19 protein-coding genes are annotated in these 20,845 nt (G+C 56.9%); 13 read left to right on the top strand and 6 right to left on the bottom strand.

What is annotated here, in order from left to right:
- Positions 1 to 6: 6 nt before the first annotated feature.
- Complete coding sequence (locus tag EKM04_RS14425; protein ID WP_183895607.1) at positions 7 to 1,467, bottom strand: TrkH family potassium uptake protein; 1,461 nt, start codon at positions 1,465 to 1,467, stop codon at positions 7 to 9.
- A 113-nt stretch (positions 1,468 to 1,580) separates the two neighbouring features.
- On the opposite strand from EKM04_RS14425, the gene ilvA reads away from it, so the two are divergent.
- Both ilvA and EKM04_RS14415 read left to right on the top strand, forming a co-directional pair.
- The gene (ilvA, locus tag EKM04_RS14420; protein WP_183895609.1) at positions 1,581 to 2,831 is read left to right on the top strand and encodes a threonine ammonia-lyase; all 1,251 of its coding nucleotides are present in this window, start codon (positions 1,581 to 1,583) and stop codon (positions 2,829 to 2,831) included.
- 68 nt (positions 2,832 to 2,899) lie between these two features.
- Positions 2,900 to 3,211, top strand: coding sequence for an HlyU family transcriptional regulator (locus EKM04_RS14415; protein WP_183895610.1), 312 nt, complete (start codon positions 2,900 to 2,902; stop codon positions 3,209 to 3,211).
- A gap of 69 nt (positions 3,212 to 3,280) precedes the next feature.
- On the opposite strand, the gene EKM04_RS14410 is transcribed toward EKM04_RS14415, so the two are convergent.
- Complete coding sequence (locus tag EKM04_RS14410; RefSeq protein ID WP_174153351.1) at positions 3,281 to 3,895, bottom strand: FMN-dependent NADH-azoreductase; 615 nt, start codon at positions 3,893 to 3,895, stop codon at positions 3,281 to 3,283.
- A 134-nt stretch (positions 3,896 to 4,029) separates the two neighbouring features.
- Between EKM04_RS14410 and EKM04_RS14405 the strand changes: the two genes are divergently transcribed.
- Together EKM04_RS14405 and ilvD are read left to right on the top strand one after the other, a co-directional pair.
- The gene (locus EKM04_RS14405; protein ID WP_183895612.1) at positions 4,030 to 4,998 is read left to right on the top strand and encodes a LysR family transcriptional regulator; all 969 of its coding nucleotides are present in this window, start codon (positions 4,030 to 4,032) and stop codon (positions 4,996 to 4,998) included.
- A gap of 148 nt (positions 4,999 to 5,146) precedes the next feature.
- Positions 5,147 to 6,982 (top strand): dihydroxy-acid dehydratase, encoded by a 1,836-nt coding sequence (ilvD, locus tag EKM04_RS14400; RefSeq protein WP_183895614.1) that lies wholly within the window; start codon positions 5,147 to 5,149, stop codon positions 6,980 to 6,982.
- Positions 6,983 to 7,048: 66 nt separating this feature from the next.
- Here the strand turns inward: ilvD and EKM04_RS14395 are convergent, their stop codons facing one another.
- Entirely contained in the window at positions 7,049 to 7,534 is a 486-nt protein-coding gene (locus EKM04_RS14395) for a GNAT family N-acetyltransferase (RefSeq protein ID WP_210290066.1), read from the bottom strand.
- 132 nt (positions 7,535 to 7,666) lie between these two features.
- Here EKM04_RS14395 and EKM04_RS14390 point away from each other — a divergent pair, with 132 nt between their 5' ends.
- Together EKM04_RS14390 and EKM04_RS14385 are read left to right on the top strand one after the other, a co-directional pair.
- The gene (locus EKM04_RS14390) at positions 7,667 to 8,344 is read left to right on the top strand and encodes an SDR family NAD(P)-dependent oxidoreductase (RefSeq protein WP_183895617.1); all 678 of its coding nucleotides are present in this window, start codon (positions 7,667 to 7,669) and stop codon (positions 8,342 to 8,344) included.
- Between the two features lie 146 nt (positions 8,345 to 8,490).
- Positions 8,491 to 9,483, top strand: a complete 993-nt coding sequence (locus tag EKM04_RS14385) for a serine hydrolase domain-containing protein (protein ID WP_183895619.1) — start codon at positions 8,491 to 8,493, stop codon at positions 9,481 to 9,483.
- Here EKM04_RS14385 and EKM04_RS14380 read toward each other — a convergent pair.
- Positions 9,480 to 9,833: a lysozyme inhibitor LprI family protein gene (locus EKM04_RS14380; RefSeq protein ID WP_183895621.1), complete on the bottom strand. Its 354-nt coding sequence runs from the start codon at positions 9,831 to 9,833 to the stop codon at positions 9,480 to 9,482. The two genes, EKM04_RS14385 and EKM04_RS14380, sit on opposite strands and share 4 nt — an antisense overlap.
- A gap of 165 nt (positions 9,834 to 9,998) precedes the next feature.
- Here EKM04_RS14380 and EKM04_RS14375 point away from each other — a divergent pair, with 165 nt between their 5' ends.
- Both EKM04_RS14375 and EKM04_RS14370 read left to right on the top strand, forming a co-directional pair.
- The gene (locus EKM04_RS14375) at positions 9,999 to 11,405 is read left to right on the top strand and encodes a DegQ family serine endoprotease (protein WP_183895623.1); all 1,407 of its coding nucleotides are present in this window, start codon (positions 9,999 to 10,001) and stop codon (positions 11,403 to 11,405) included.
- Positions 11,402 to 12,718: a replication-associated recombination protein A gene (locus EKM04_RS14370; RefSeq protein ID WP_183895625.1), complete on the top strand. Its 1,317-nt coding sequence runs from the start codon at positions 11,402 to 11,404 to the stop codon at positions 12,716 to 12,718. The genes EKM04_RS14375 and EKM04_RS14370 overlap by 4 nt, the downstream gene beginning before the upstream one ends.
- Before the next feature lie 7 nt (positions 12,719 to 12,725).
- Here the strand turns inward: EKM04_RS14370 and EKM04_RS14365 are convergent, their stop codons facing one another.
- The gene (locus EKM04_RS14365; RefSeq protein WP_183895627.1) at positions 12,726 to 13,049 is read right to left on the bottom strand and encodes a DUF1883 domain-containing protein; all 324 of its coding nucleotides are present in this window, start codon (positions 13,047 to 13,049) and stop codon (positions 12,726 to 12,728) included.
- Between the two features lie 317 nt (positions 13,050 to 13,366).
- On the opposite strand from EKM04_RS14365, the gene EKM04_RS14360 reads away from it, so the two are divergent.
- The 5 genes from EKM04_RS14360 (at position 13,367) to EKM04_RS14340 (ending at position 19,483) form a co-directional block, all read left to right on the top strand.
- Complete coding sequence (locus tag EKM04_RS14360) at positions 13,367 to 15,184, top strand: methyl-accepting chemotaxis protein (RefSeq protein ID WP_183895629.1); 1,818 nt, start codon at positions 13,367 to 13,369, stop codon at positions 15,182 to 15,184.
- 188 nt (positions 15,185 to 15,372) lie between these two features.
- Positions 15,373 to 16,302, top strand: a complete 930-nt coding sequence (locus EKM04_RS14355) for a hypothetical protein (protein ID WP_234910918.1) — start codon at positions 15,373 to 15,375, stop codon at positions 16,300 to 16,302.
- A 184-nt stretch (positions 16,303 to 16,486) separates the two neighbouring features.
- A complete protein-coding gene (locus EKM04_RS14350; RefSeq protein WP_183895631.1) occupies positions 16,487 to 17,674 on the top strand; it encodes an extensin-like domain-containing protein in 1,188 nt (395 codons plus the stop codon).
- Between the two features lie 112 nt (positions 17,675 to 17,786).
- A complete protein-coding gene (locus EKM04_RS14345) occupies positions 17,787 to 18,725 on the top strand; it encodes an ABC transporter ATP-binding protein (RefSeq protein ID WP_174153339.1) in 939 nt (312 codons plus the stop codon).
- The gene (locus tag EKM04_RS14340; protein WP_174153338.1) at positions 18,722 to 19,483 is read left to right on the top strand and encodes an ABC transporter permease; all 762 of its coding nucleotides are present in this window, start codon (positions 18,722 to 18,724) and stop codon (positions 19,481 to 19,483) included. The genes EKM04_RS14345 and EKM04_RS14340 overlap by 4 nt, the downstream gene beginning before the upstream one ends.
- A gap of 76 nt (positions 19,484 to 19,559) precedes the next feature.
- Here EKM04_RS14340 and tyrS read toward each other — a convergent pair whose 3' ends face one another.
- On the bottom strand, positions 19,560 to 20,813 hold the full coding sequence (gene tyrS, locus EKM04_RS14335) for a tyrosine--tRNA ligase (RefSeq protein ID WP_183895633.1): 1,254 nt from the start codon (positions 20,811 to 20,813) through the stop codon (positions 19,560 to 19,562).
- Positions 20,814 to 20,845: the final 32 nt, after the last annotated feature.

The following is a 20,845-nucleotide window of genomic DNA, read 5'->3' as shown; positions in this document are numbered from 1 at the left end:
GTTTTCTCAACCCTTCCAGAACAACGGCATCAGCAGCACAAGCACGGTCAATATTTCCAGACGTCCAAGCAGCATCATCACCGATAGCAGGTAGAGCGCAGGGTCACTGATGGTGGAGAAGTTGCCTGCGGGACCAATGATGGGGCCGATCCCGGGGCCGACATTGCCGAGCGCGGTGGCGACGGCGGAGGTTGCTGTCAGGAAGTCGTAGCCCATCGCGCTCATGGCGAGGCTGCCGCCGATCCACAGCGCGATGAAGCAACTGATGAACAGAAACACGTTGCGGATGGTTTCGGCATCCATGATTTGGTTTCCGTAGCGAACGGAATAGACGGCGTCGGGGTAGAGCAGCTTTTTCAAGCCGGTTTTGACCACGTTGAACACGATGACGAATCGGTAGGCCTTGATACCGCCTGCGGTGGAGCCGGAACAGCCGCCCATAAAGGTGGCAAAGAAAGCGACGACCACCACGAAGGGTCCCCACAGCGTGTAATCGTCGCTGGCAAAGCCGCCGGTGGACAGGATCGATGTCATGTTGAAGAAGGAATGGCTGAGCGCGATGTCGAGCGGCACGCCATTGGTCACGTGGTGATAGATGCCGACCGCGAGCGAGATTGCGCAGAGGTAGCCGATGAACACGCGGATTTGCGGATCGTGAAGAATGTCCAGCCGACCACGGATCGCCAGCAGGATCATGACTGAAAAGGGCAGGCTTCCGAGAATGAGGAAGAAGGTCGCGATCCACAGCAGCGCGACGTTATCGCCGAAAAAGGCGAAAGATGCATCATGAGTGGAAAAGCCGCCGGTGGCGATGGCAGACATCGCGTGGTTCAGGGCGTCGAAATGCGTCATGCCAGCGAAATCGAAAGCGATAGTGCACGCAAGCGTCATCACCACATAAATGCCGACGAAGGCTTTGGTGAAACTGGCCAGCCGCGCAAAGGGCCGGTCATTCGCGGTGTCGGATGATTCCATGCGGAAAAACGTCATGCCGCCGACGCGCAACAGCGGCAAAATGAAGAGGCCAAGCGCAACGATACCGATACCGCCAAGCCAGCACAGCAGCGAACGCCAGATGAGAATGCCCTGGGGTGCATTGTCCAGCCCGGAAATGACTGTCGAACCGGTGGTGGTGATGGCCGAGATCGATTCGAACAGCGCTTGTGCAAATGTCAGCCCGAGTTCGGAGAGATAGAGTGGCACGGCGCCAATCAGCGAGAAGACGAGCCAGAGAACGTTGACCAGTAGAAAACCGAACCTTTTGTTGAAGGTCGGCATCGGCGCACGGGTGGCAAACGCGCAGGCAAGCGCCAGCCCGCCGCACATGAAGCCGGATATGGCAAAGACTGCCCAGTCATTGTTTCCGTAATAGAGATCGGTCATGGCGGGCACAAACATCGCCGTCGCCATGTAGAGCCCGAAGATCGACGCGATATAGAGGACTGCGCGCAAAAGGTTGCTGTTCAATAAATGGAACCTTGATTGAGGGAAGCGTACCGAAGTTGCGCAAAGAGTCTTTGTAACATGCGTTTTCCTATGGCATAGCGGGTGCCATCGTGAAATTCAATGGATTGAAAATCGTGGATAAAGTGCTTGTAGAGGCCGCAAGGCGGGAAGTTCGGGAATTGTTTCCCGAAACGCCGTTGCAGTTGAATGAACATCTGAGCCGCCGGTATGGAGCCGAGATCTGGCTGAAGCGTGAAGATCTCACGCCTGTTCGTTCCTACAAGATCAGAGGCGCGTTCAATTTTCTCCGCAAGGCCGTCGCCACCACGGGCAAAGACAGGATTTTCGTGTGCGCGTCGGCTGGCAACCACGCGCAGGGTTTTGCCTTCGCATGCCGCCATTTCGGTGTGCATGGCGTTGTCTTCATGCCAGTGACGACACCGCAACAGAAGATCGACAAGACCCGCATCTTCGGTGGCGAGTTCATCAAGATCAGGCTGATCGGCGATATATTCGACCAATGCTACGCGGCGGCCCGCAAGCATGTCGAAGAGACCAATGGCTACATGGTCTCGCCGTTTGACCATAAGGACATCATCGAAGGGCAGGCGACGGTTGCTGCCGAGATCGTCGATCAGTTGCCGGACGATGTCGCGCCTGACATGGTCATCATGCCCGTTGGCGGCGGCGGCCTTGCCTCCGGCATGACGGGTTTCCTGACTGGGAAGGTGGCCAGCGAAAACTTCATTTTCTGCGAGCCGGTCGGCGCGCCAAGCCTCAAGAAAAGCCTTGAGGTGGGTCACGCCGTCACGGTCGCCAACGTCGATAACTTCGTGGACGGTGCCGCCGTAGCGCGCATTGGCGATCTCAATTTCGAGGCGTTGCAGCATTTCCCCGCGGATCAGGTCGAACTCGTTCCGGAAAATGCCATCTGCGTGACGATGATCGAGATGCTCAATCTTGAAGGTCTGGTGCTGGAGCCTGCCGGTGCGCTTTCGATTGCCGCGCTGGAACAGCTCGGTCGGGAGAAGCTGGAGGGCAAGCGCGTGATCTGCGTTGTGTCAGGCGGCAATTTCGATTTCGAGCGTCTGCCGGACGTGAAAGAACGGGCCATGCGTTACACCGGCGTGAAGAAATACTTCATTCTGCGCCTGCCGCAGCGCCCCGGCGCCCTGCGCGATTTCCTCAATCTTCTGGGACCCGATGATGACGTGGCGCGTTTTGAATATCTCAAGAAGTCCGCACGCAACTTCGGCTCTATTCTGATCGGCATCGAAACCACGCAGCCCGAGAATTTCAGCGGTCTGTTTGAGCGTCTCGAAGAGGCCGGGCTGGGATATGAGGATATCACCGAAAACGACATCCTCGCCAATCTCATCATCTGATGGCGGTAAATGATCAGGCAGGGTGGTTTTTGAACTATGCTGCGGACAGGAAACCAGGAAGGTAGACCATGGCTTCATTCTTCTCGAAACTTTTTTCCGCGTTCGGCTCGTCTCCATCGGATGACGCGCAAAAGAAGACCGAACCGTCAGAGGGGCATCCTTACAAGGATTTCATCATCTGCGCGACGCCGATGAAAGAGGGCGGGCAATTCCGCCTTGCGGGACGAATCGAAAAGACGGTGGGCGACGAAACCCTGGTGCATGAATTTGTGCGTGCCGATGTCTTCACCAGCCATCAAGATGCTGTCGATTTTGCAGTGCGCAAGGCACAGCTGATCATCGATCAGAGTGGTGCGACGCTGTTTGCGGATAAAAAATAACGGCCGCGAGAAATTCGCGACCGTTATGAGACAGTGATGACGGCGGCGCTGCGAAAGCGCCGCTTTTTATCACGCAGCCTTGGCCAGTTCTTCGACCTTGGCGGAAGCAGCGGCAAGCGCTTTTTCCGCGGCTTCCGGACCGAAGGCCAGACCTTCGATGCGAACGACTTCAACGTCGGTCATGCCCATAAAGCCCAAAACGGTCTTGAGGTAAGGAACAGCGTGCTCCAGCGGTGCTGCTGGACCTTCGGAGTAGACGCCAGCAGACGCCAGAACGATGTAAACCTTCTTGCCGGTTGCAAGGCCGACAGGGCCAGACTCCGTGTAGGTGAAGGTCAGGCCAGCCCGCGCAACGACGTCGATCCAAGCCTTCAGGCCGGAATAGATGTTGAAGTTGATGAGGCCAGTACCAATCACGATCGTGTCGGCTTCGAGCAGTTCTGCGACGCGCTCCTCGGAATTTCTGGCAGCTTCTGCCTCTTCCGCGTTGCGATCAGCTGGTGCCTTGCGAATGGCCGCGGTGGTCACTGTGTCGAGATGTTTGATCGGGTTCTGGCCGAGATCGAGGTGGGTGATCGTGCCGTTCGTCTGTTCCTGAAGTTTGGCTGCGAGGTCGCCAGCAAACTTGTTGGACAGCGACTCGTCAGCGCGTGGGCTAGAGGTAATGAGAAGAATTTTCGACATTTGAAATATCCTATATCAATTCTGAAGGTCGGATGGGGCAGGGGAAACCGATCGTTGAAGCTTGTATCGTCCAATGTTGTCATCTAGAAAACCGTGATAATATGGAAGCTACCTATCGAAAAACTGGATGGACCATGGAAGCCAACCCGACGCTGGACCAATTGCAGGTGTTTCTTTCCGTTGCCGAAACGGGCAGCTTTTCGGCGGCGTCTCGGGCCTTGAACCGGGCGCAATCGGTCGTCAGCTACAGCATCGCCAATCTCGAGACACAGCTCGAGGTTACCCTTTTCGAGCGCAACGGCGTTCGCCAGCCGAAGCTGACCGAAGAAGGGGCGGCGATGCTGGAACATGCGCGCCGCATCGTCGCCGGTCTTCAGGATTTGAGAGCCCGCGCCAAAGGTTTGAAGCAGGGGCTGGAAGCGGAAGTGACGCTTGCCATCAGCACCATGGTGCCTGCGGAGGCCGTGGTGGCGGTGCTTCGCGATTTCAGGGAGCAATTTCCCACTGTCGCGCTGAATCTGAGTGTCGGCGAACTGGGCATGGTCATGGAGATGGTGCTGAACCGCAAGGCGGGCATCGGCATCGGTGGTGCCATGTTCCATCAGGATGACGGACTGGTTATCGACAAGGTGGGTCACTCCTTTATGATCCCGGTTGCAGCCGCTGATCATCCTCTGGTGCTTTTGAACCGGCCGTTGACGCTTGTGGATGTGCGTGAGGAAGTGCAACTCGTGGTGACCGACGCGTCGGGCCTGACCAAAGGCAAGGACTTCAACGTTCTGTCCTACAAGAAGTGGCGCGTCAGCGATATCGCAACCAAATATCAGTTGATCAAAGGTGGTCTCGGCTGGGGTGGGCTTCCGGCCTCTGTGGTTCGTGATGATATCATCAATGGTGATCTGAAAGCGCTGGAGCTCGATTCCTATGAAGGCGGCGAATACCCGCTTTATGCTCTGCGCAAAGCTGACACGCCCTGTGGCCCGGCGGCGACATGGCTGGTGGATGCGTTTCAGCAACGCCTGTCCCAGTGCCCTGACAATCAAAAATTTCTCGCGCAGCTTACACTGAGCCGAGGGGCCGGTCTTCGTGACGCAGCGGAGTAAACCGTACCGTACCGGACCGTACTGTTTTGCCGCAAGGTGACAGTGACAGGTGGGCGGCTTTGGGGTAGAAGCCTTGCAAAAGCGAAGAGTGGGGCTGATTGCCTTACAGGACAAAACCTTCGTGTGAGAAAAATCGAGGAATAAGCAGATGCCAGTTTATCGCTCCAGAACGACAACCCACGGCCGCAACATGGCCGGTGCGCGCGGCCTTTGGCGCGCCACCGGTATGAAGGATGGCGATTTCGGCAAGCCGATTATCGCGGTGGTCAACTCGTTCACGCAGTTCGTGCCCGGCCACGTCCACCTGAAGGACCTCGGTCAACTGGTGGCGCGCGAAATCGAAGCTGCTGGTGGTGTTGCCAAGGAATTCAACACCATTGCGGTCGATGACGGCATCGCCATGGGCCATGATGGGATGCTTTATTCGCTGCCATCGCGTGAAATCATTTCCGACAGCGTCGAATACATGGTCAATGCGCACTGCGCCGACGCGATGGTCTGCATCTCCAATTGCGACAAGATCACTCCTGGCATGCTGAGTGCCGCCATGCGCCTCAATATCCCTGCGGTTTTCGTATCCGGTGGACCGATGGAAGCGGGCAAGGTGGTTCTGCATGGCAAGACCGTTGCGCTCGATCTGGTGGACGCGATGGTCGCAGCAGCCGACGACAAGATGACTGATGAGGAAGTCGATACCATCGAGCGCGCTGCCTGTCCGACCTGTGGCTCATGCTCCGGCATGTTCACTGCCAATTCCATGAACTGTTTGACGGAAGCACTGGGCCTGGCTTTGCCCGGCAACGGTTCCACGCTCGCCACACACTCGGACCGCAAGCGCCTGTTCGTTGAGGCCGGTCACCTGATTGTCGATCTGGCCCGCCGCCATTACGAGCAGGATGACTATACCGTCCTGCCGCGCTCCATCGCGACCAAGGCAGCATTCGAGAACGCCATCGCGCTGGATATTGCCATGGGTGGCTCCACCAATACCGTGTTGCATATCCTGGCCGCGGCCCATGAGGGCGGAGTCGACTTTACCATGGAAGACATCGACCGCATGTCGCGCCGGGTGCCATGCCTGTCCAAGGTCGCGCCTGCCAAGAGCGATGTGCATATGGAAGACGTCCACCGCGCAGGGGGCATCATGCGTATTCTGGGTGAGCTGGACCGCGGTGGCCTCATCAACCGCGATTGCTACACCGTGCATGAACCGACGCTGGGCGATGCCATCGACCGGTGGGACATTACCCGCACCAACAGCGAGACCGTGCGCCAGTTCTTCAAGGCCGCCCCCGGTGGCGTGCCGACGCAGGTTGCCTTCAGCCAGTCCTCGCGCTGGGATGAGCTGGATACCGACAGCGACAACGGCGTCATTCGCTCCGTCGAAAAGCCGTTTTCCAAGGATGGCGGTCTGGCTGTGCTTTACGGCAATATCGCTTTGGATGGCTGCATTGTGAAGACGGCAGGCGTTGACGAGTCGATCCTGAAATTCAATGGCGTTGCTGTTGTTTACGAAAGCCAGGACGCTGCGGTGAAGGGCATTCTGTCCAACGAAGTGAAGGCAGGCGATGTCGTTGTTATCCGCTACGAAGGCCCCAAGGGCGGTCCGGGCATGCAGGAAATGCTCTATCCCACCAGCTACCTCAAGTCCAAGGGTCTTGGCAAAGCCTGTGCTTTGATCACCGATGGTCGCTTCTCCGGCGGCACATCGGGGCTCTCCATCGGCCATGCGTCGCCTGAAGCGGCGCAGGGCGGCGCTATCGGCCTTGTGCGCAACGGTGACGCCATCGAGATCGACATCCCCAACCGCACGATCAACCTCAAGGTTCCCGATGCCGAAATGGCGTCTCGTCGTGCAGAGCAGGATCAGTTGGGCTGGAAGCCAGCCGAACAGCGCAAGCGCAACGTGACAACGGCTCTCAAAGCCTACGCTGCTTTCGCGTCCAGCGCGGATAAGGGCGCCGTGCGTATTCTGCCTGAATAAGGTTTACCCTTGCACGTCATCCTCGGGCTTGTCCCGAGCATGACGTGCAAGGGACCTATACTGTCTTCACCCAACGGCTTTTAACTCGTAGCAGCGCAGCGCCACCATCTTGTTGCGTTGCTTGCAGAATGACTGCGTTCGCCCGACATCGCTAAATCCAAGCTTCTCCATCAGATGGCATGATCCCCTGTTGTCGCTGATCGGGTTTGCATGAAGCGTGGTTATCTTCATGTGCGCAAAGGCATGGTGTATGACGAGCTGGCTGGCTTCTCGACCATAGCCTTGGCGCCATGCGCTGCGGCCAAGCCATAGGCCGAATTCACCGGATAAACCGATGAGACCAATCAAGCGACCATTGTCGATGGCCCAGACGGGCAACTTCTTATTGCGCAATCGCAAAATCAACCTTCGCGCATCGTTGATGGTGAAGGGATATGACGTGCGCAGGAGATTGCGCAGCACCAGTGGATCATTGGTGATCCGCGCCAGTTGAGGCGCATCGGTTATGTCGAACGGTCGAAGAACGAGACGGTCCGACTTCAACCGGGGCACTTGTTGGTCCAGTGATCGCATGTGTCTCAGCATGGACAATTCGGCTGCTGATGCCAACCTTGTTTTCGAACGGGGGAACCGCATCTTTGCAACCACGTTGCCAGACAGTGAGAAAACAGGATTTGAAAACCAATGAAACGTGCAATCGTGACCGGCGGTGCCGGTTTGATCGGAACCAGTATTATCGAAGCTCTTTTAAAAGATGGCTGGACTGTCGCTTCTTTCGATATCAGGGAGAGCAGGACGAAGGCGCAGCACATCCAGTGTGATGTGGGCGACGAGGCGTCCGTCCTGCAGGCCTTCCGGCAGCTCGGCTGGAACGGACTGGAGCTTCTCGTCAACAATGCAGGTATCGCCGGACCCAACACTGGACCGATCCACGAATTGTCGCTCTCTGACTGGCGCAAGGTGACCGACAGCCATCTGACCGGTGCGTTTCTGATGACCAGGTCGGCGGTTCCGTTGATGGGTGAGGGCGCCGGTATCGTCAACATGGCGTCCACGCGCGCCTTCATGTCGGAGCCGGAGACGGAAGCCTATGCGGCATCCAAGGGCGGATTGGTGGCGCTGACCCACGCATTGGCGGTCAGCCTCGGCCCGAACATTCGCGTCAACGCCATCGCGCCGGGCTGGATCACCGGTGAGGCCGATCTGCGTAAAAAAGACAACGAGCAACACCCGGTGGGCAGGGTAGGCCGCCCGCAGGACGTCGCAGATGCCGTTGTCTACCTTGCTGGTGCTGGCTTCATGACCGGGCAGGTGCTGGTGCTGGACGGAGGCATGACGAAGAAGATGATTTACGAAGAATAGCCGCTCGAAAATGATTCAATGCGTTACCAGACTGATTCAATAAAGCGTTGGAAGTCGTTGTTCGCGTACGCCTTGTCATGTGTTAAAGAAGTCACAAATGAGTGAGGGGCCTTCTGCTTCTTTCGAAAGGCATTAACTAAGGCATCATGAAACGCCGCACAGCACTTGCCCTCATCGCTTCTCTTCCACTCGCTTCAGTCGTGCGCGCGCAGACGCGGGATGGTGTACCGAAGCTACTCGAAAATGCCGATGCGCTGGATAGTTTGAAGACGGTCATCGTCAGCATCGATGGCCGGGAGGTCGCTAGCCGCGGATTCAAAGGCGCGTCTTTGAATGGCTCGACCAACATCAAGTCGGCGTCAAAATCCATTGTGTCTGCGCTTGTAGGCATTGCGATCGATCGAAAAATATTGGAAGGCGTTGACCAGCCGATCGCCTCCGTGTTGCGAACGGATTTTCCGCCCAGCCCCGATCCTCGCCTGGAGCAGGTGACCATTGGCAATCTCTTGTCCATGCAATCTGGTCTGGAAAGAATGTCGGGGCCAAATTACGGTCGCTGGGTTTCCAGCCGAAACTGGGTGCGCATGGCGCTCGGTTCCGGTTTTGCAGGCGAGCCCGGCGGAGGGATGTTGTATTCCACAGGGTCTACGCATTTGCTTTCGGCCATCCTGACGAAAGCGTCAGGCAAATCGACGCTGGCCCTGGCGCGGGACTGGTTCTCGCCGCTTGACGGCTTCTCCATTGGCTCATGGGAGCGTGACCCTCAGGGCATCTATCTGGGTGGAAACCAGATGGCGATGACGGCTCGGTCTCTCCTGGCATTTGGTGAGCTCTACCGCAGGGGTGGTGTCACGCAGGATGGAGAGCAGATCGTTTCGCAAAACTGGATCGATCAGTCCTGGGTCCGGCGTACAAATTCTGTCTTCAATGGGGATGGTTACGGCTACTGCTGGTTCATCAAGGAAATGGCTGGCGAAATGGTTTATTACGCGTGGGGCTATGGTGGCCAGATGCTCTACATCGTACCTTCGAAGAAACTGTCGGTCGTCATGACATCGCGCGATGACGCACCATCTGCCCGTACCGGATATCGCGACCAGTTGCACGGGCTGATGGGTGGAATCATTTCAGCGGTTTAAAGCGGTCTGTTGATGTTGAGAAAAGCTTCGCCGAGTTTCTTCATGCGCTCATCATAAGCGGTGGTGAGGCAGGCGACATCAGCGGCGCAGGTCTGGCGCTGTTTCAGCCATTCACTCTGCTGGGTCTTTAGTTCATCGCGCGCGCCCATGGCCATCAATTGTGTCAGGATATCGAAGGTCGTCGCCATGCGAACGTCCTGATCGTTCAGTGCCCGGTTTTCACAAATCGCCTTTTCATCTGCGGCGAGGTCTGCCTTTGCGCAATCAAAGCTTGCGGCGCCCACGGGCGATCCATGAGAGTATGAGGCGATAACAATCAGAGCAGCAAGACTATGTTTCCTGAAATGCATGTGGATCTCTTTTCCATGATCGGGCTTATAGAACGTCTAAAGCAGCAAACGTGGCAACTTGTTCCATTCCGTCGTTTAAGCCACAGTCCGTCATGATCTTGCCGCCCTTTGATTTATAGGCTCAAGCGTTATAACTCCATCATATTGATGAGGATGAGGAATCACATGCCGAGCATGTTGAACTATTTAACAACCGGACTGCTGGCGACGATGCTCGTTCTACCGGTTCCGGTGCACGCGCAGGACAATAAAACCGTGCCTGCGAACACCACCGAAATGCAGCTATCCTTTGCACCGCTGGTCAAGCGAACGGCTGGCGCTGTGGTCAACGTGTACGCAGAACGGCTTGTTCAAAAACGGGCCTCGCCCTTTGCGGGCGATCCGTTCTTCGAGCAGTTTTTCGGTCAGCAATCACCGAACCGGACCGAAAAGCAGTCTTCGCTTGGCTCCGGCGTCGTTGCGACCGCAAGCGGACTTGTGGTGACCAACAATCACGTCATCGAGGGCGCCGATGATATCAAGGTGGCGCTTGCCGATGGTCGTGAATTCCCTTCAAAAGTTTTGTTGAAGGATGATCGCCTCGACCTTGCCGTTCTGCAGATCGATGCCAAGGAGGAGTTCCCCGTTCTGGCGCTCGGCAATTCCGATGCAACAGAAGTCGGTGATCTCGTGCTGGCCATCGGCAATCCCTTTGGCGTCGGGCAGACGGTGACCAGCGGTATTGTTTCGGCCCTCGCACGCAACCAAGTGACCCAGGGCGATTTCGGCTTCTTCATCCAAACGGATGCGTCGATCAACCCAGGTAATTCTGGCGGTGCCCTCATGAACATGGCGGGTGAGTTGATCGGCATCAACACGGCCATCTTCTCGCGCGGTGGGGGCTCCAACGGTATCGGCTTTGCCATTCCGGCCAATCTGGTACGCGTCTTCCTCGCAGCAGCCGAAAAGGGCGATACCACTTTCCAGCGTCCCTATGTCGGTGCAACCTTCGATCCCGTGACGTCGGAAGTGGCCGAAGCGCTGGGCCTCAAGCGTGCCCGAGGGGCGCTTGTCGTCGGAGTGGTCAAGGACGGGCCTGCCGAAAAGGCAGGTATCGAGCCAGGGCAGGTGGTGACGGCTGTCAACGGAATTGCGGTGGAACATCCGGATGCGCTGGGCTACCGCCTCACCACGGCTGGAATCGGCAAGTCTGCGACCATCACTGTGATCGACAAAGGCAAAGAAAGAAACGTCACCATCGCGCTCGACGCGGCGCCGGAAACGGCACCGCGCGATGAACGTCTGCTGGAGGGACGCAATCCCTTTGCTGGTGCGACAGTCGCCAATCTTTCGCCCAAGCTTGCCGATGAGTTGCGCATGCCGACCAGCACCACAGGTGTTGTCATCATGGATGTGAAGCGCAATTCGCCCGCATCTCGCGTCGGTTTTCAGCCCAAGGACATTATCGTCTCGCTGAATGGTGCGGATATGACGTCTACTGCCAATGTCGAAAAAGCGCTGGAGGACAATCCGGGCTTCTGGCGTCTGGAAATCGTTCGCGATGGTCAGCGTATCCGGCAATTCCTGCGATGAGTGGCGATCTCTTCGCCCCACAGATCCCAGCAGAGGTCGCCAATCGGCGGCCTCTGGCGGACCGTTTGCGCCCGACAACGCTTGCAGAGGTTACGGGGCAGCAGCATCTGACGGGGGAAGAGGGCGTTCTGCGCCGGATGATCGAGAGCGGCTCACTGGGCTCGATGATTTTCTGGGGCCCTCCCGGCACCGGCAAGACGACGGTTGCAAGGCTTCTCTCAGGCGAGGCGGGACTGGCCTTCGAGCAGATATCCGCCATCTTTTCCGGCGTTGCCGATCTCAAGAAGGTGTTTGAGAGTGCGCGCACCCGGCGCATGAACGGGCGGCAGACATTGCTGTTCGTGGACGAAATCCATCGCTTCAACCGCGCCCAGCAGGACAGTTTCCTGCCTGTTATGGAAGATGGTACCATCATTCTCGTCGGTGCGACGACCGAAAACCCATCCTTCGAGCTCAACGCGGCTCTCCTGTCGCGCGCGCGTGTCCTGACATTCAAATCGCATGACGAGGAAAGTCTGTCTGAACTCCTGACCCGCGCCGAAAGCGTCGAGGAAAAACCGCTGCCGCTGACCAACGATGCCCGCGCCTCGCTGATCCGCATGGCAGATGGAGACGGTCGGGCAGTTCTGACGTTGGCGGAAGAGGTCTGGCGCGCTGTGCGCAAGGACGAGATCTTCGACACGGAAGGCCTCACTCACATCGTGCAGCGTCGGGCGCCAGTTTACGACAAGGCTCAGGACGGCCACTACAACCTCATCTCAGCGCTGCATAAATCCGTGCGCGGTTCCGATCCCGATGCGGCACTTTATTACCTGTCGCGCATGCTCGATGCGGGCGAAGACCCGCTTTATCTGGGGCGCCGACTGGTGCGCATGGCTGTAGAGGACGTCGGGCTTGCCGACCCGCAAGCGCTGGTCATCTGCAACGCCGCCAAGGATGCCTATGATTATCTCGGTTCTCCCGAGGGCGAACTGGCGCTGGCGCAGGCCTGCGTCTATCTCGCAACAGCACCCAAATCCAACGCCGTTTATACGGCCTACAAAGCGGCTATGCGGGCGGCCAAGGAAAACGGGTCGCTGCTGCCGCCGAAGCATATTCTCAATGCGCCGACCAAACTGATGAAAAGCGAAGCTTACGGCGATGGCTATCGTTACGACCACGACGAGCCGGATGCTTTTTCAGGGCAGGATTATTTCCCGGAGAAAATGGGACGCAAAACCTTCTATGATCCGCCGGATCGCGGTTTCGAGCGGGATATTCGCAAACGTCTGGATTGGTGGGCGAAGTTGCGCCGCGAGCGAAACGGTCAATAGGGCGTCACTAGCCCATTGCTTCAGCTTTTTCGCGAACGGGCGTCATGGCACTCGGCGGCAAAATCTTGACAGCAGATTCCGCTAGCGTGTGATGGCCTTCGCAGTCCACAATCAGGTGCCAGTGGGATGTTTCGGGAATTGTCACCCGTAGGGGAGACCTTTTGGCCACGCCACCCAGATAGTTGAAATCCAGCATTTCGATGAAGCGCTGATAATCACCCGATGTCATCAGTCTAACATTGTTCACCGCGTTCAGCGATACCTCGATGATCGCGCCTGTGCGCAACTCTTTCAGGTCATAATGGGTGAAGGGAAAAGCAGGCACGACCATGGATTAACCCGTCTGTATAGAAGCGTCCCATTAAGTTACGCCTCTATAATTAACGCTTCCTTTCGACATTCCCCGCCACAGCCAGTTACAGAGTATCTCCATAAAAAATGGTGATGAAAAATGTTTGCTGATGTATTTATCACGAGACTTTCAATCAGACGTTAGCCCGTATTTGGCTTAGCCGATAAGATCGAGAAGGCGCACGAAAAGAGCCCGTCGGCTTTCAATCTTTAAGTTCCATCTGATCCTGGTTTATTCATCATCAATATTTATCAATTATCATATTTCATATTATAACAAATGAGGAGGCGAACAGCATGAAGCACCTGACAATTTCGATGCGTCTTTACGCGCTCGTTGCGATGTTTCTTGTCATCATGGTCGCCGCTCTTACATCCAGTTTGTTTGGTAATTACCAGGGAATGGAGCGAGAGCGGAAAGCAGGACTTGAATCAATGACCCAGACGGGTGTCGGTATTCTTGACCAATATTACAAGCTTGAGCAAAGCGGTGCACTGACACGGGAGGCGGCGCAACAGCAGGCCAAGGCTATCATTGCGTCGATGCGCTATGAGAATGGCAGTGGTTATTTCTGGATCAACGACATGGGTCCGACGATGGTCATGCACCCGGTCAAGCCCGAGCTGAATGGAAAAGACCTTTCGACGAACAAGGACCCGAACGGGAAGTTTCTGTTCGTAGAATTCGTCAATACCGTCAAGGCGGGTGGTAAAGGCTTTGTCGATTACTACTGGCCCAAACCCGGTTCTCCCGATCCGGTTGAGAAGTTTTCACACGTTGCCGGCTTTGCGCCCTGGGGCTGGATTGTAGGTACCGGCGTTTATGTGGATGACCTGAAGGCTGCGTTTTGGGGAGAGGCGCTTTGGGTTGCGGGACTGTGCATATTCAGCGCTATCATCGTTCTTGTTGCTGCGACCTTTGTCGTGGGCGGCGTGACGCGGCCGATTGCACGCCTCAAGCAAAGCATGGGTAGCATCGCCGATGGCGACGGGAACGCGCAGGTGCCCTTCACCGATCGCCGAAACGAAATCGGTGCCATGGCGAAAACACTTCTGGTTCTTCGCGACTCCGTTAACGAACGCACCCAGTTGCAGGTCCGTGAGGCCGAACAACAACGCGCGCTCGAAGAGAGCCGCCGCAGCAACGAGGAAGCCGTCCACGCTGCGTCCCATCAGCAAGCGCGTGCCATGGCTGAACTCGCACAGGCGCTTGAGCGCCTCGCAAAGGGTGATCTCACCGTTCAGGTTGGTTCCATCGGCCACGAATATGAAAAGCTGCGGACTGACTTCAACAGCGCAGTGGGCGAATTGCACACCGTTATTGGTGCTATTGCCAAGACCAGCCATGTCGTTAACGACAGCGCCTCCGATATCAGCCAGGCCACCGGCAACCTTTCCAAGCGCACGGAACAGCAGGCGGCTGCTCTGGAAGAAACAGCCGCTGCGCTGGATGAGATCACATCGACCGTTCGCACAGCGTCTGATCGTGCCAACGAAGCGCGCCAGATGGTGACGGAGACGAAGAGCAGTGCTGGTCGCTCCGGTGATATCGTCCGCAATGCGGTGGATGCGATGAACCGCATCGAGGACTCCTCCAAGAAGATCGGTCAGATTATCAGCGTCATCGACGAAATCGCTTTCCAGACCAATCTTCTGGCCCTCAATGCCGGTGTCGAAGCTGCAAGAGCAGGCGAGGCCGGTCGCGGTTTTGCGGTTGTTGCACAGGAGGTGCGTGAGCTTGCTCAGCGTTCCGCCAACGCCGCCAAGGAGATCAAGTCGCTCATCAACAGCTCGGCCGAGCATGTCGGTAGTGGCGTGTCGCTTGTCCGCTCCACCGGTGATGCACTGGATGAAATCATGGTTCTGGTCAATCGCGTCGATGGTCACGTCAACACGATTGCAACGGCGGCGCGCGAACAGGCAACCGGTCTCCAGGAGATCAACACCTCCGTCAACCACATGGACCAGATGACGCAGCAGAATGCGGCAATGGTGGAAGAAACGACGGCAGCCAGCCAGACACTGGCAGAAGAAAGCCACCAGCTTCGTTCGCTTCTGTCACGGTTCCAACTCGAGGGTGAAACCGCAGGCCAGCGTATGTCACGTGCGGCTTGATCCCCTGCTTTACCACGCAAGGGCGCCCGCTGCGGGCGCCTTTTTTTGTTCCGCTCAAACAAACACGTCTTCAGGCATTTCGAAAATCGCCACATCATTTCATCCAAAAGCTTTAATTTCGCCCTATTTGCGCTCGCATTAGTTTTGTCTTTCTTGTTCGATACGACTTTTGTGATGAGGAGATAGGAATGCCATCCACGCCGTTATCCGAGCTTTCAGGCTCACGCGCCATGGCACAAGACAACGCGCTGCAGCTTTTTCCGCTCAAAAGCGGCCCTCATTTTGGCGATGCCAGCCTTTCACGCGGGGCAAGCGGGGTCGTCTTTACGGGCTTCACCAGAGATGCGCGCCCCGATAATGACGCCTTCTCGTGCTGCGGAAGCTACACGCTGCGAAACTCCGTTCATGCCGCCATCGCTGGTACCACGTCGGACGGTTGCACCGTTTTCGCACTGAAAAGTGTTATAGACCGTCGACCATGCCTCGCCGTTGGCGGCTTCGATTGTGATGGAAAGCCAGTCGAGTTAACAAACGCACAGTTCGAACAGGTGACGGCACCTTTGTTCAATTTTGCCAGCAATGTTTCCCCCATTCTGGGAAATGAGCCTGCCCCCGGCATTCAGCTTCGCAACGGCAATTCGACCTACGGCTTCCAATACAATGCGCGCAGCGAGCGTTACGTCTTCAGCTACAACAATCGGTTTGCGGATGGTTTCCACAGCAGCGGTCCAGCGGATTTCGAGGCCACGCACAATCTGTCTGTTGAGTCTGACGGCCGTCGCGTGTCCAAGCTCAGTGCGGGCGGCAGTCTGCGGCAGATGGACCAAGCAGTTTCGGCAAGCGCGTTTCAGGATTTGACGTCGCGCGGTTTCGAAGCGACTTTGCAAAACGGCAAAGCCACCGCCTCCATTGCCAAAACGTTGATGGGTGACGCGCAGACGCGAAAGATCAGCCTCGGTTACGACCGAACATCAATTTTCCACGAAAAGACCGCTGACGGCAAGGTGACGGAACGGCTGGAACACCGTCTTGACGATGTGACGCTGGAAGTCTCACGCACCCGGGATCGCGAAAGGGGAACCGAGTATATGTTGACCTTCAAGTTCAAGCTGCCCTGAGCGGCACCCTTCAGAGAACGCATCGTTGACAAGAGCCGGGCAACCCAAAGGTCGTCCGGCTTTTTGCATCCAAGCAATCGTCCATGAGTATCCGTGCGCTCGCACATACGGTTCGTTTACCAAATTTGTTTAAGATTCGATTCGATTGCCGCGCTTTGCGGCCGCTGAAGGTACGGGTTCTGGTATGGCGTATGTTTCCCTTCCGCGTCGCATCGTGACGTTGCTGATGATCTCCACGGTGATGGTGTCCTGTTCGGCAGAGGGGCTCGTGCCGCCCGCCGAGGTAGACGGTTCGACACGCGTGAGCTCCATTCGCTCAACGCACCAGCAAAGCTACAGCGCACCGCCTGCAAGGGTCGCCACGACCCAGCCCGAAAGCGATGACGCACCGTTATCCCAGCCTATGCCCGAGCAACCTGCTTCGCGCGATCCACTGTTGCAGGCGGGGGCGGGTGAGCAGTATTCGACGTTGGATGCGCAGCAACAGCGCCTTGGCGGAGAAAGCCCGCAGCCATCGAGCGAGATGGCGGAAGGCGAGGGTGGCGTCAACATGGATGACGGCCTGGGCGTCGCACCGGTCCGCGGCCTAGCCGAAGAGCAGGACCTGGATGTTTCCGGTGGTCAGGCGCACCAGCCCATGCTCGATGAGGCGGAGAGCCAGATGCCAATGTCTCCCGCTCCACGCAGACAGTCGGTCAGCCAGTCCCGTCTCATTCCACCACCGGGGGAGGGCCAGCGCCAGCCGGTGCAGGACGTCGCGATGCTGATGCCGGAAAACCCTGCTCAGGAACGTCGCATGTCGTCACCGCCGGGCATGATGCCGCAATCTGAAGTGTCGTGCCGCTCTGAACTGCGCAGGCTGGGTGTTGCGTTTCGTGACGTTGCGCGCGTGTCCGATGGTCCGACCTGTGGCATCGATTATCCCATCGAGCTATCGGGCCTTGCCAGCGGTGTGGCGATCCGGCCTGCGGTGAAACTCAATTGCCAGGTCACGCTGGCCTTTGCCAAATGGGTGAAGTTCGAACTCGTGCCGTCTTCGCGCTTCCGCTACCTCTCCGGCGTGGAGCGGATCACACCGATGGGTGGTTATTCCTGCCGCAAGATGAACTCGCGCTCCAGCAACCCATGGTCTGAACACGCGCGCGGGAATGCTATCGATATCGGAACCATCACGCTGAAGAACGGCAAGGAAATCGATGTGCGTTCAAAGAACTTCTTCGCCTTCCGCGAAAAGGGTCTTCTGAAAGCGGTGCGCAGCGACAGCTGCAAATATTTCTCCACGGTGCTTGGTCCCGGCAGTGACCCTAGCCACTGGAACCACTTCCATTTCGATCTTCGCACCCGCAAATCAGGCTATCGCCACTGCAGTTGAGTATGATCGGCTAAGCAACGCTTAAATTAAGGTATGATATCGCGGCGGGGATGGCTTTTAAGCAATCTGGAACCTATATGCTGTCCAGCAAGATTGTGTTGAAAGATGTCTGATGAACTCTCCCCAAACGCCAATCGTTTCCATCCAGAACCTGACGAAGTCCTACGCCAACGGCTTTCAGGCCCTCAAGGGTGTTACGCTTGATATCTACAAAGGTGAAATCCTTGCGCTTCTCGGGCCGAACGGTGCGGGTAAAACAACGCTGATTTCCATCATCTGCGGTCTGGTCAATCCCGGTAATGGTCGCGTGCTGGTGGGTGGCCACGATGTCGTCGGTGATTTTCGCAAGACGCGCGAGCTCATCGGTCTCGTGCCGCAGGAATTGACGACCGACCAGTTCGAAACCGTTTTAAACACGGTGTCATTCTCACGGGGCCTGCACGGGAAGAAGAAGAACCCGGAGCTGATCGAAAATATTCTCAAGTCGCTGTCACTCTTCGACAAGAAGGACAACATGCTGCGTGAGCTGTCTGGTGGCATGAAGCGGCGTGTGCTGATTGCCAAGGCGCTGGCGCACGAGCCGCAGATCCTGTTTCTGGACGAACCGACAGCGGGCGTCGATGTGGCCTTGCGACGGGATATGTGGAAGGTTGTGGCTGACCTTCGCGCAACCGGCGTCACCATCATTCTCACCACCCACTACATCGAAGAAGCCGAAGAGATTGCCGACCGTGTCGGCGTCATCAATAGCGGTGAGTTGCTGCTGGTTGAAGACAAGACCGCCCTGATGCAAAAGCTTGGTCGCAAGCAGCTTTCGCTGGAATTGACCGAGCCGGTGACCGTCTTGCCGGATAGTCTGTCCGGCTTCAAGCTGACGCTGTCTGACGATGGCACCTGCCTCACCTACGAATATGAAGGCAGCGGCGAACAGGGCCGGATCGCCGATCTGCTGGCGGCGCTGTCTGCTGCGGGTATTCACTTCAAAGATATTTCGACACGCCAGAGCTCTCTCGAAGATATTTTCGTAGCGCTGGTGGGAGGTCAAAAATGAACTTCGAGGCCATCAAATCCATCTATCTCTTCGAAATGGCCCGCACACGCCGCACCCTGTTGCAGAGCGTGGTATCACCGGTCATTTCCACCTCGCTCTATTTCATCGTGTTCGGCACGGCCATCGGGTCGCGCATTCAGGAAGTCGATGGCGTCTCCTATGGCGCGTTCATCACGCCGGGCCTCATCATGCTGACACTGCTGACTCAGTGCATCAGCAACGGCGCTTTCGGCATCTATTTCCCGAAATTCACCGGCACCATCTACGAAATCCTGTCCGCGCCCGTTGCCATGACGGAAATTCTGGCCGGCTATGTGGGGGCCGCCGCGACCAAGGGACTGTTGATCGGCACGATCATCCTCATCACCGCGTCGTTTTTTGTCGATGTGTCGATTGCTCATCCGTTCGTGATGCTGCTGTTCTTTGTCCTTACGGCCATCAGCTTCAGTCTCTTTGGCTTTATCATCGGCATGTGGGCCTCGAATTTCGAGCAGCTCAATCTCATTCCCATGCTGGTCGTGCCACCGCTGACGTTCCTTGGCGGGAGCTTCTATTCCATCAGCATGCTGCCGCCCTTCTGGCAGACGGTCAGCCATTTCAATCCGGTCCTCTATCTCATCAGCGGTTTCAGGTGGAGCTTCTATGAGATTTCGGACGTCAATCCGCTTCTCAGTCTGGGCATGGTTACCCTATTCCTGGCGGCTTGCCTCGGGGTTATCGGCTGGATGTTCAAGACCGGATACAAGCTGAGAAACTGATACCTTTCATAAACGTGCAAAAACAAAAAAAGGCAGCGCGAACGCTGCCTTTTTGTTTTTGTGAGACCGCGAAACCCTACGCTGGACGCACCAGAATGTGCTTCTTCTTGCCCAAGGACAGTTTGATCACACCATCTGCTGTGACTTCGCCTGTACCGATGACCTGACGTTCATCGGCCATGTTCCGGTCGTTGATCTTGACCGCACCGCCCTGAACGTGGCGACGCGCTTCGCCGTTGGAGGCGGCCAGACCGGCACGGACGATGAGCGAGAGAAGGCCGATGCCTGCTTCAAGCTCGGCTTTTGGCACATCGATCGACGGCAGGTTGTCGGCAAGCGCGCCCTCTTCGAAGGTCTTGCGTGCCGTGTCTGCTGCCTGCTCCGCATTGTCACGACCATGCAGCATGGCGGTGATTTCGGTCGCGAGGATCTTCTTGACCTCGTTGATCTCAGAGCCCCCCAGCGCCGAGAGCCGTGCAATCTCGTCCATTGGCAACGTCGTGTAGAGCTTGAGGAAGCGCGATACATCGGCATCTTCCGTATTGCGCCAGTATTGCCAGAAATCATAGGCCGACAGCATGTCCGGGTTCAGCCAGACGGCACCATTCATCGACTTGCCCATCTTCGAACCCGAAGAGGTGGTCAGAAGCGGCGATGTCAGGGCGTAAAGCTGTGGCGTGCCCATGCGGTGACCGAGGTCGATACCGTTGATGATATTGCCCCACTGGTCCGAACCGCCCATTTGCAGCCGGCAACCGGTGCGCTTGTTCAGTTCCACGAAGTCGTAGGCCTGAAGGATCATGTAGTTGAATTCGAGGAACGAAAGGGACTGCTCGCGGTCGAGACGCGTCTTGACGCTTTCGAAGGACAGCATGCGGTTGACCGAGAAATGGCGGCCGACATCCCGCAGGAATTCGAGATAGTTGATATCGCGCAGCCAGTCGCCATTGTTGATCATCAAGGCAGGCGCGGTCGCTGCGTCGTAATCGAGGTAGTTGGCGAACACGCGTTTAATCGATGCGATGTTGCTCTCGATCGTATCGATCGTCATCAACTGACGCGCATCGTCCTTGAACGAGGGATCCCCAACCATGCCGGTGCCGCCACCCATGAGGGAGATAGGCTGGTGGCCGGTCTTCTGCATCCAGTGCAGCATCATGATCTGGATCAGACCGCCAGCGTGGAGGCTGGGCGCGGTCGGATCAAAGCCGATATAGGCAGTCACGGTTTCCTTGGCGAAAAGTTCATCGAGACCTGCCTCATCGGAGATCTGGTGAATGAAGCCGCGCTCATCGAGTGTGCGGAGGAAATCGGACTTGAACCTGGACATAACCTTTTTCTTTCTGGTTGGGTCTTCTGCAT

Source organism: Rhizobium skierniewicense Ch11 (assembly GCF_023757665.1).
GTDB classification, from domain to species: domain Bacteria; phylum Pseudomonadota; class Alphaproteobacteria; order Rhizobiales; family Rhizobiaceae; genus Agrobacterium; species Agrobacterium skierniewicense.
This window is presented reverse-complemented; position numbering and strand designations above follow the sequence as displayed.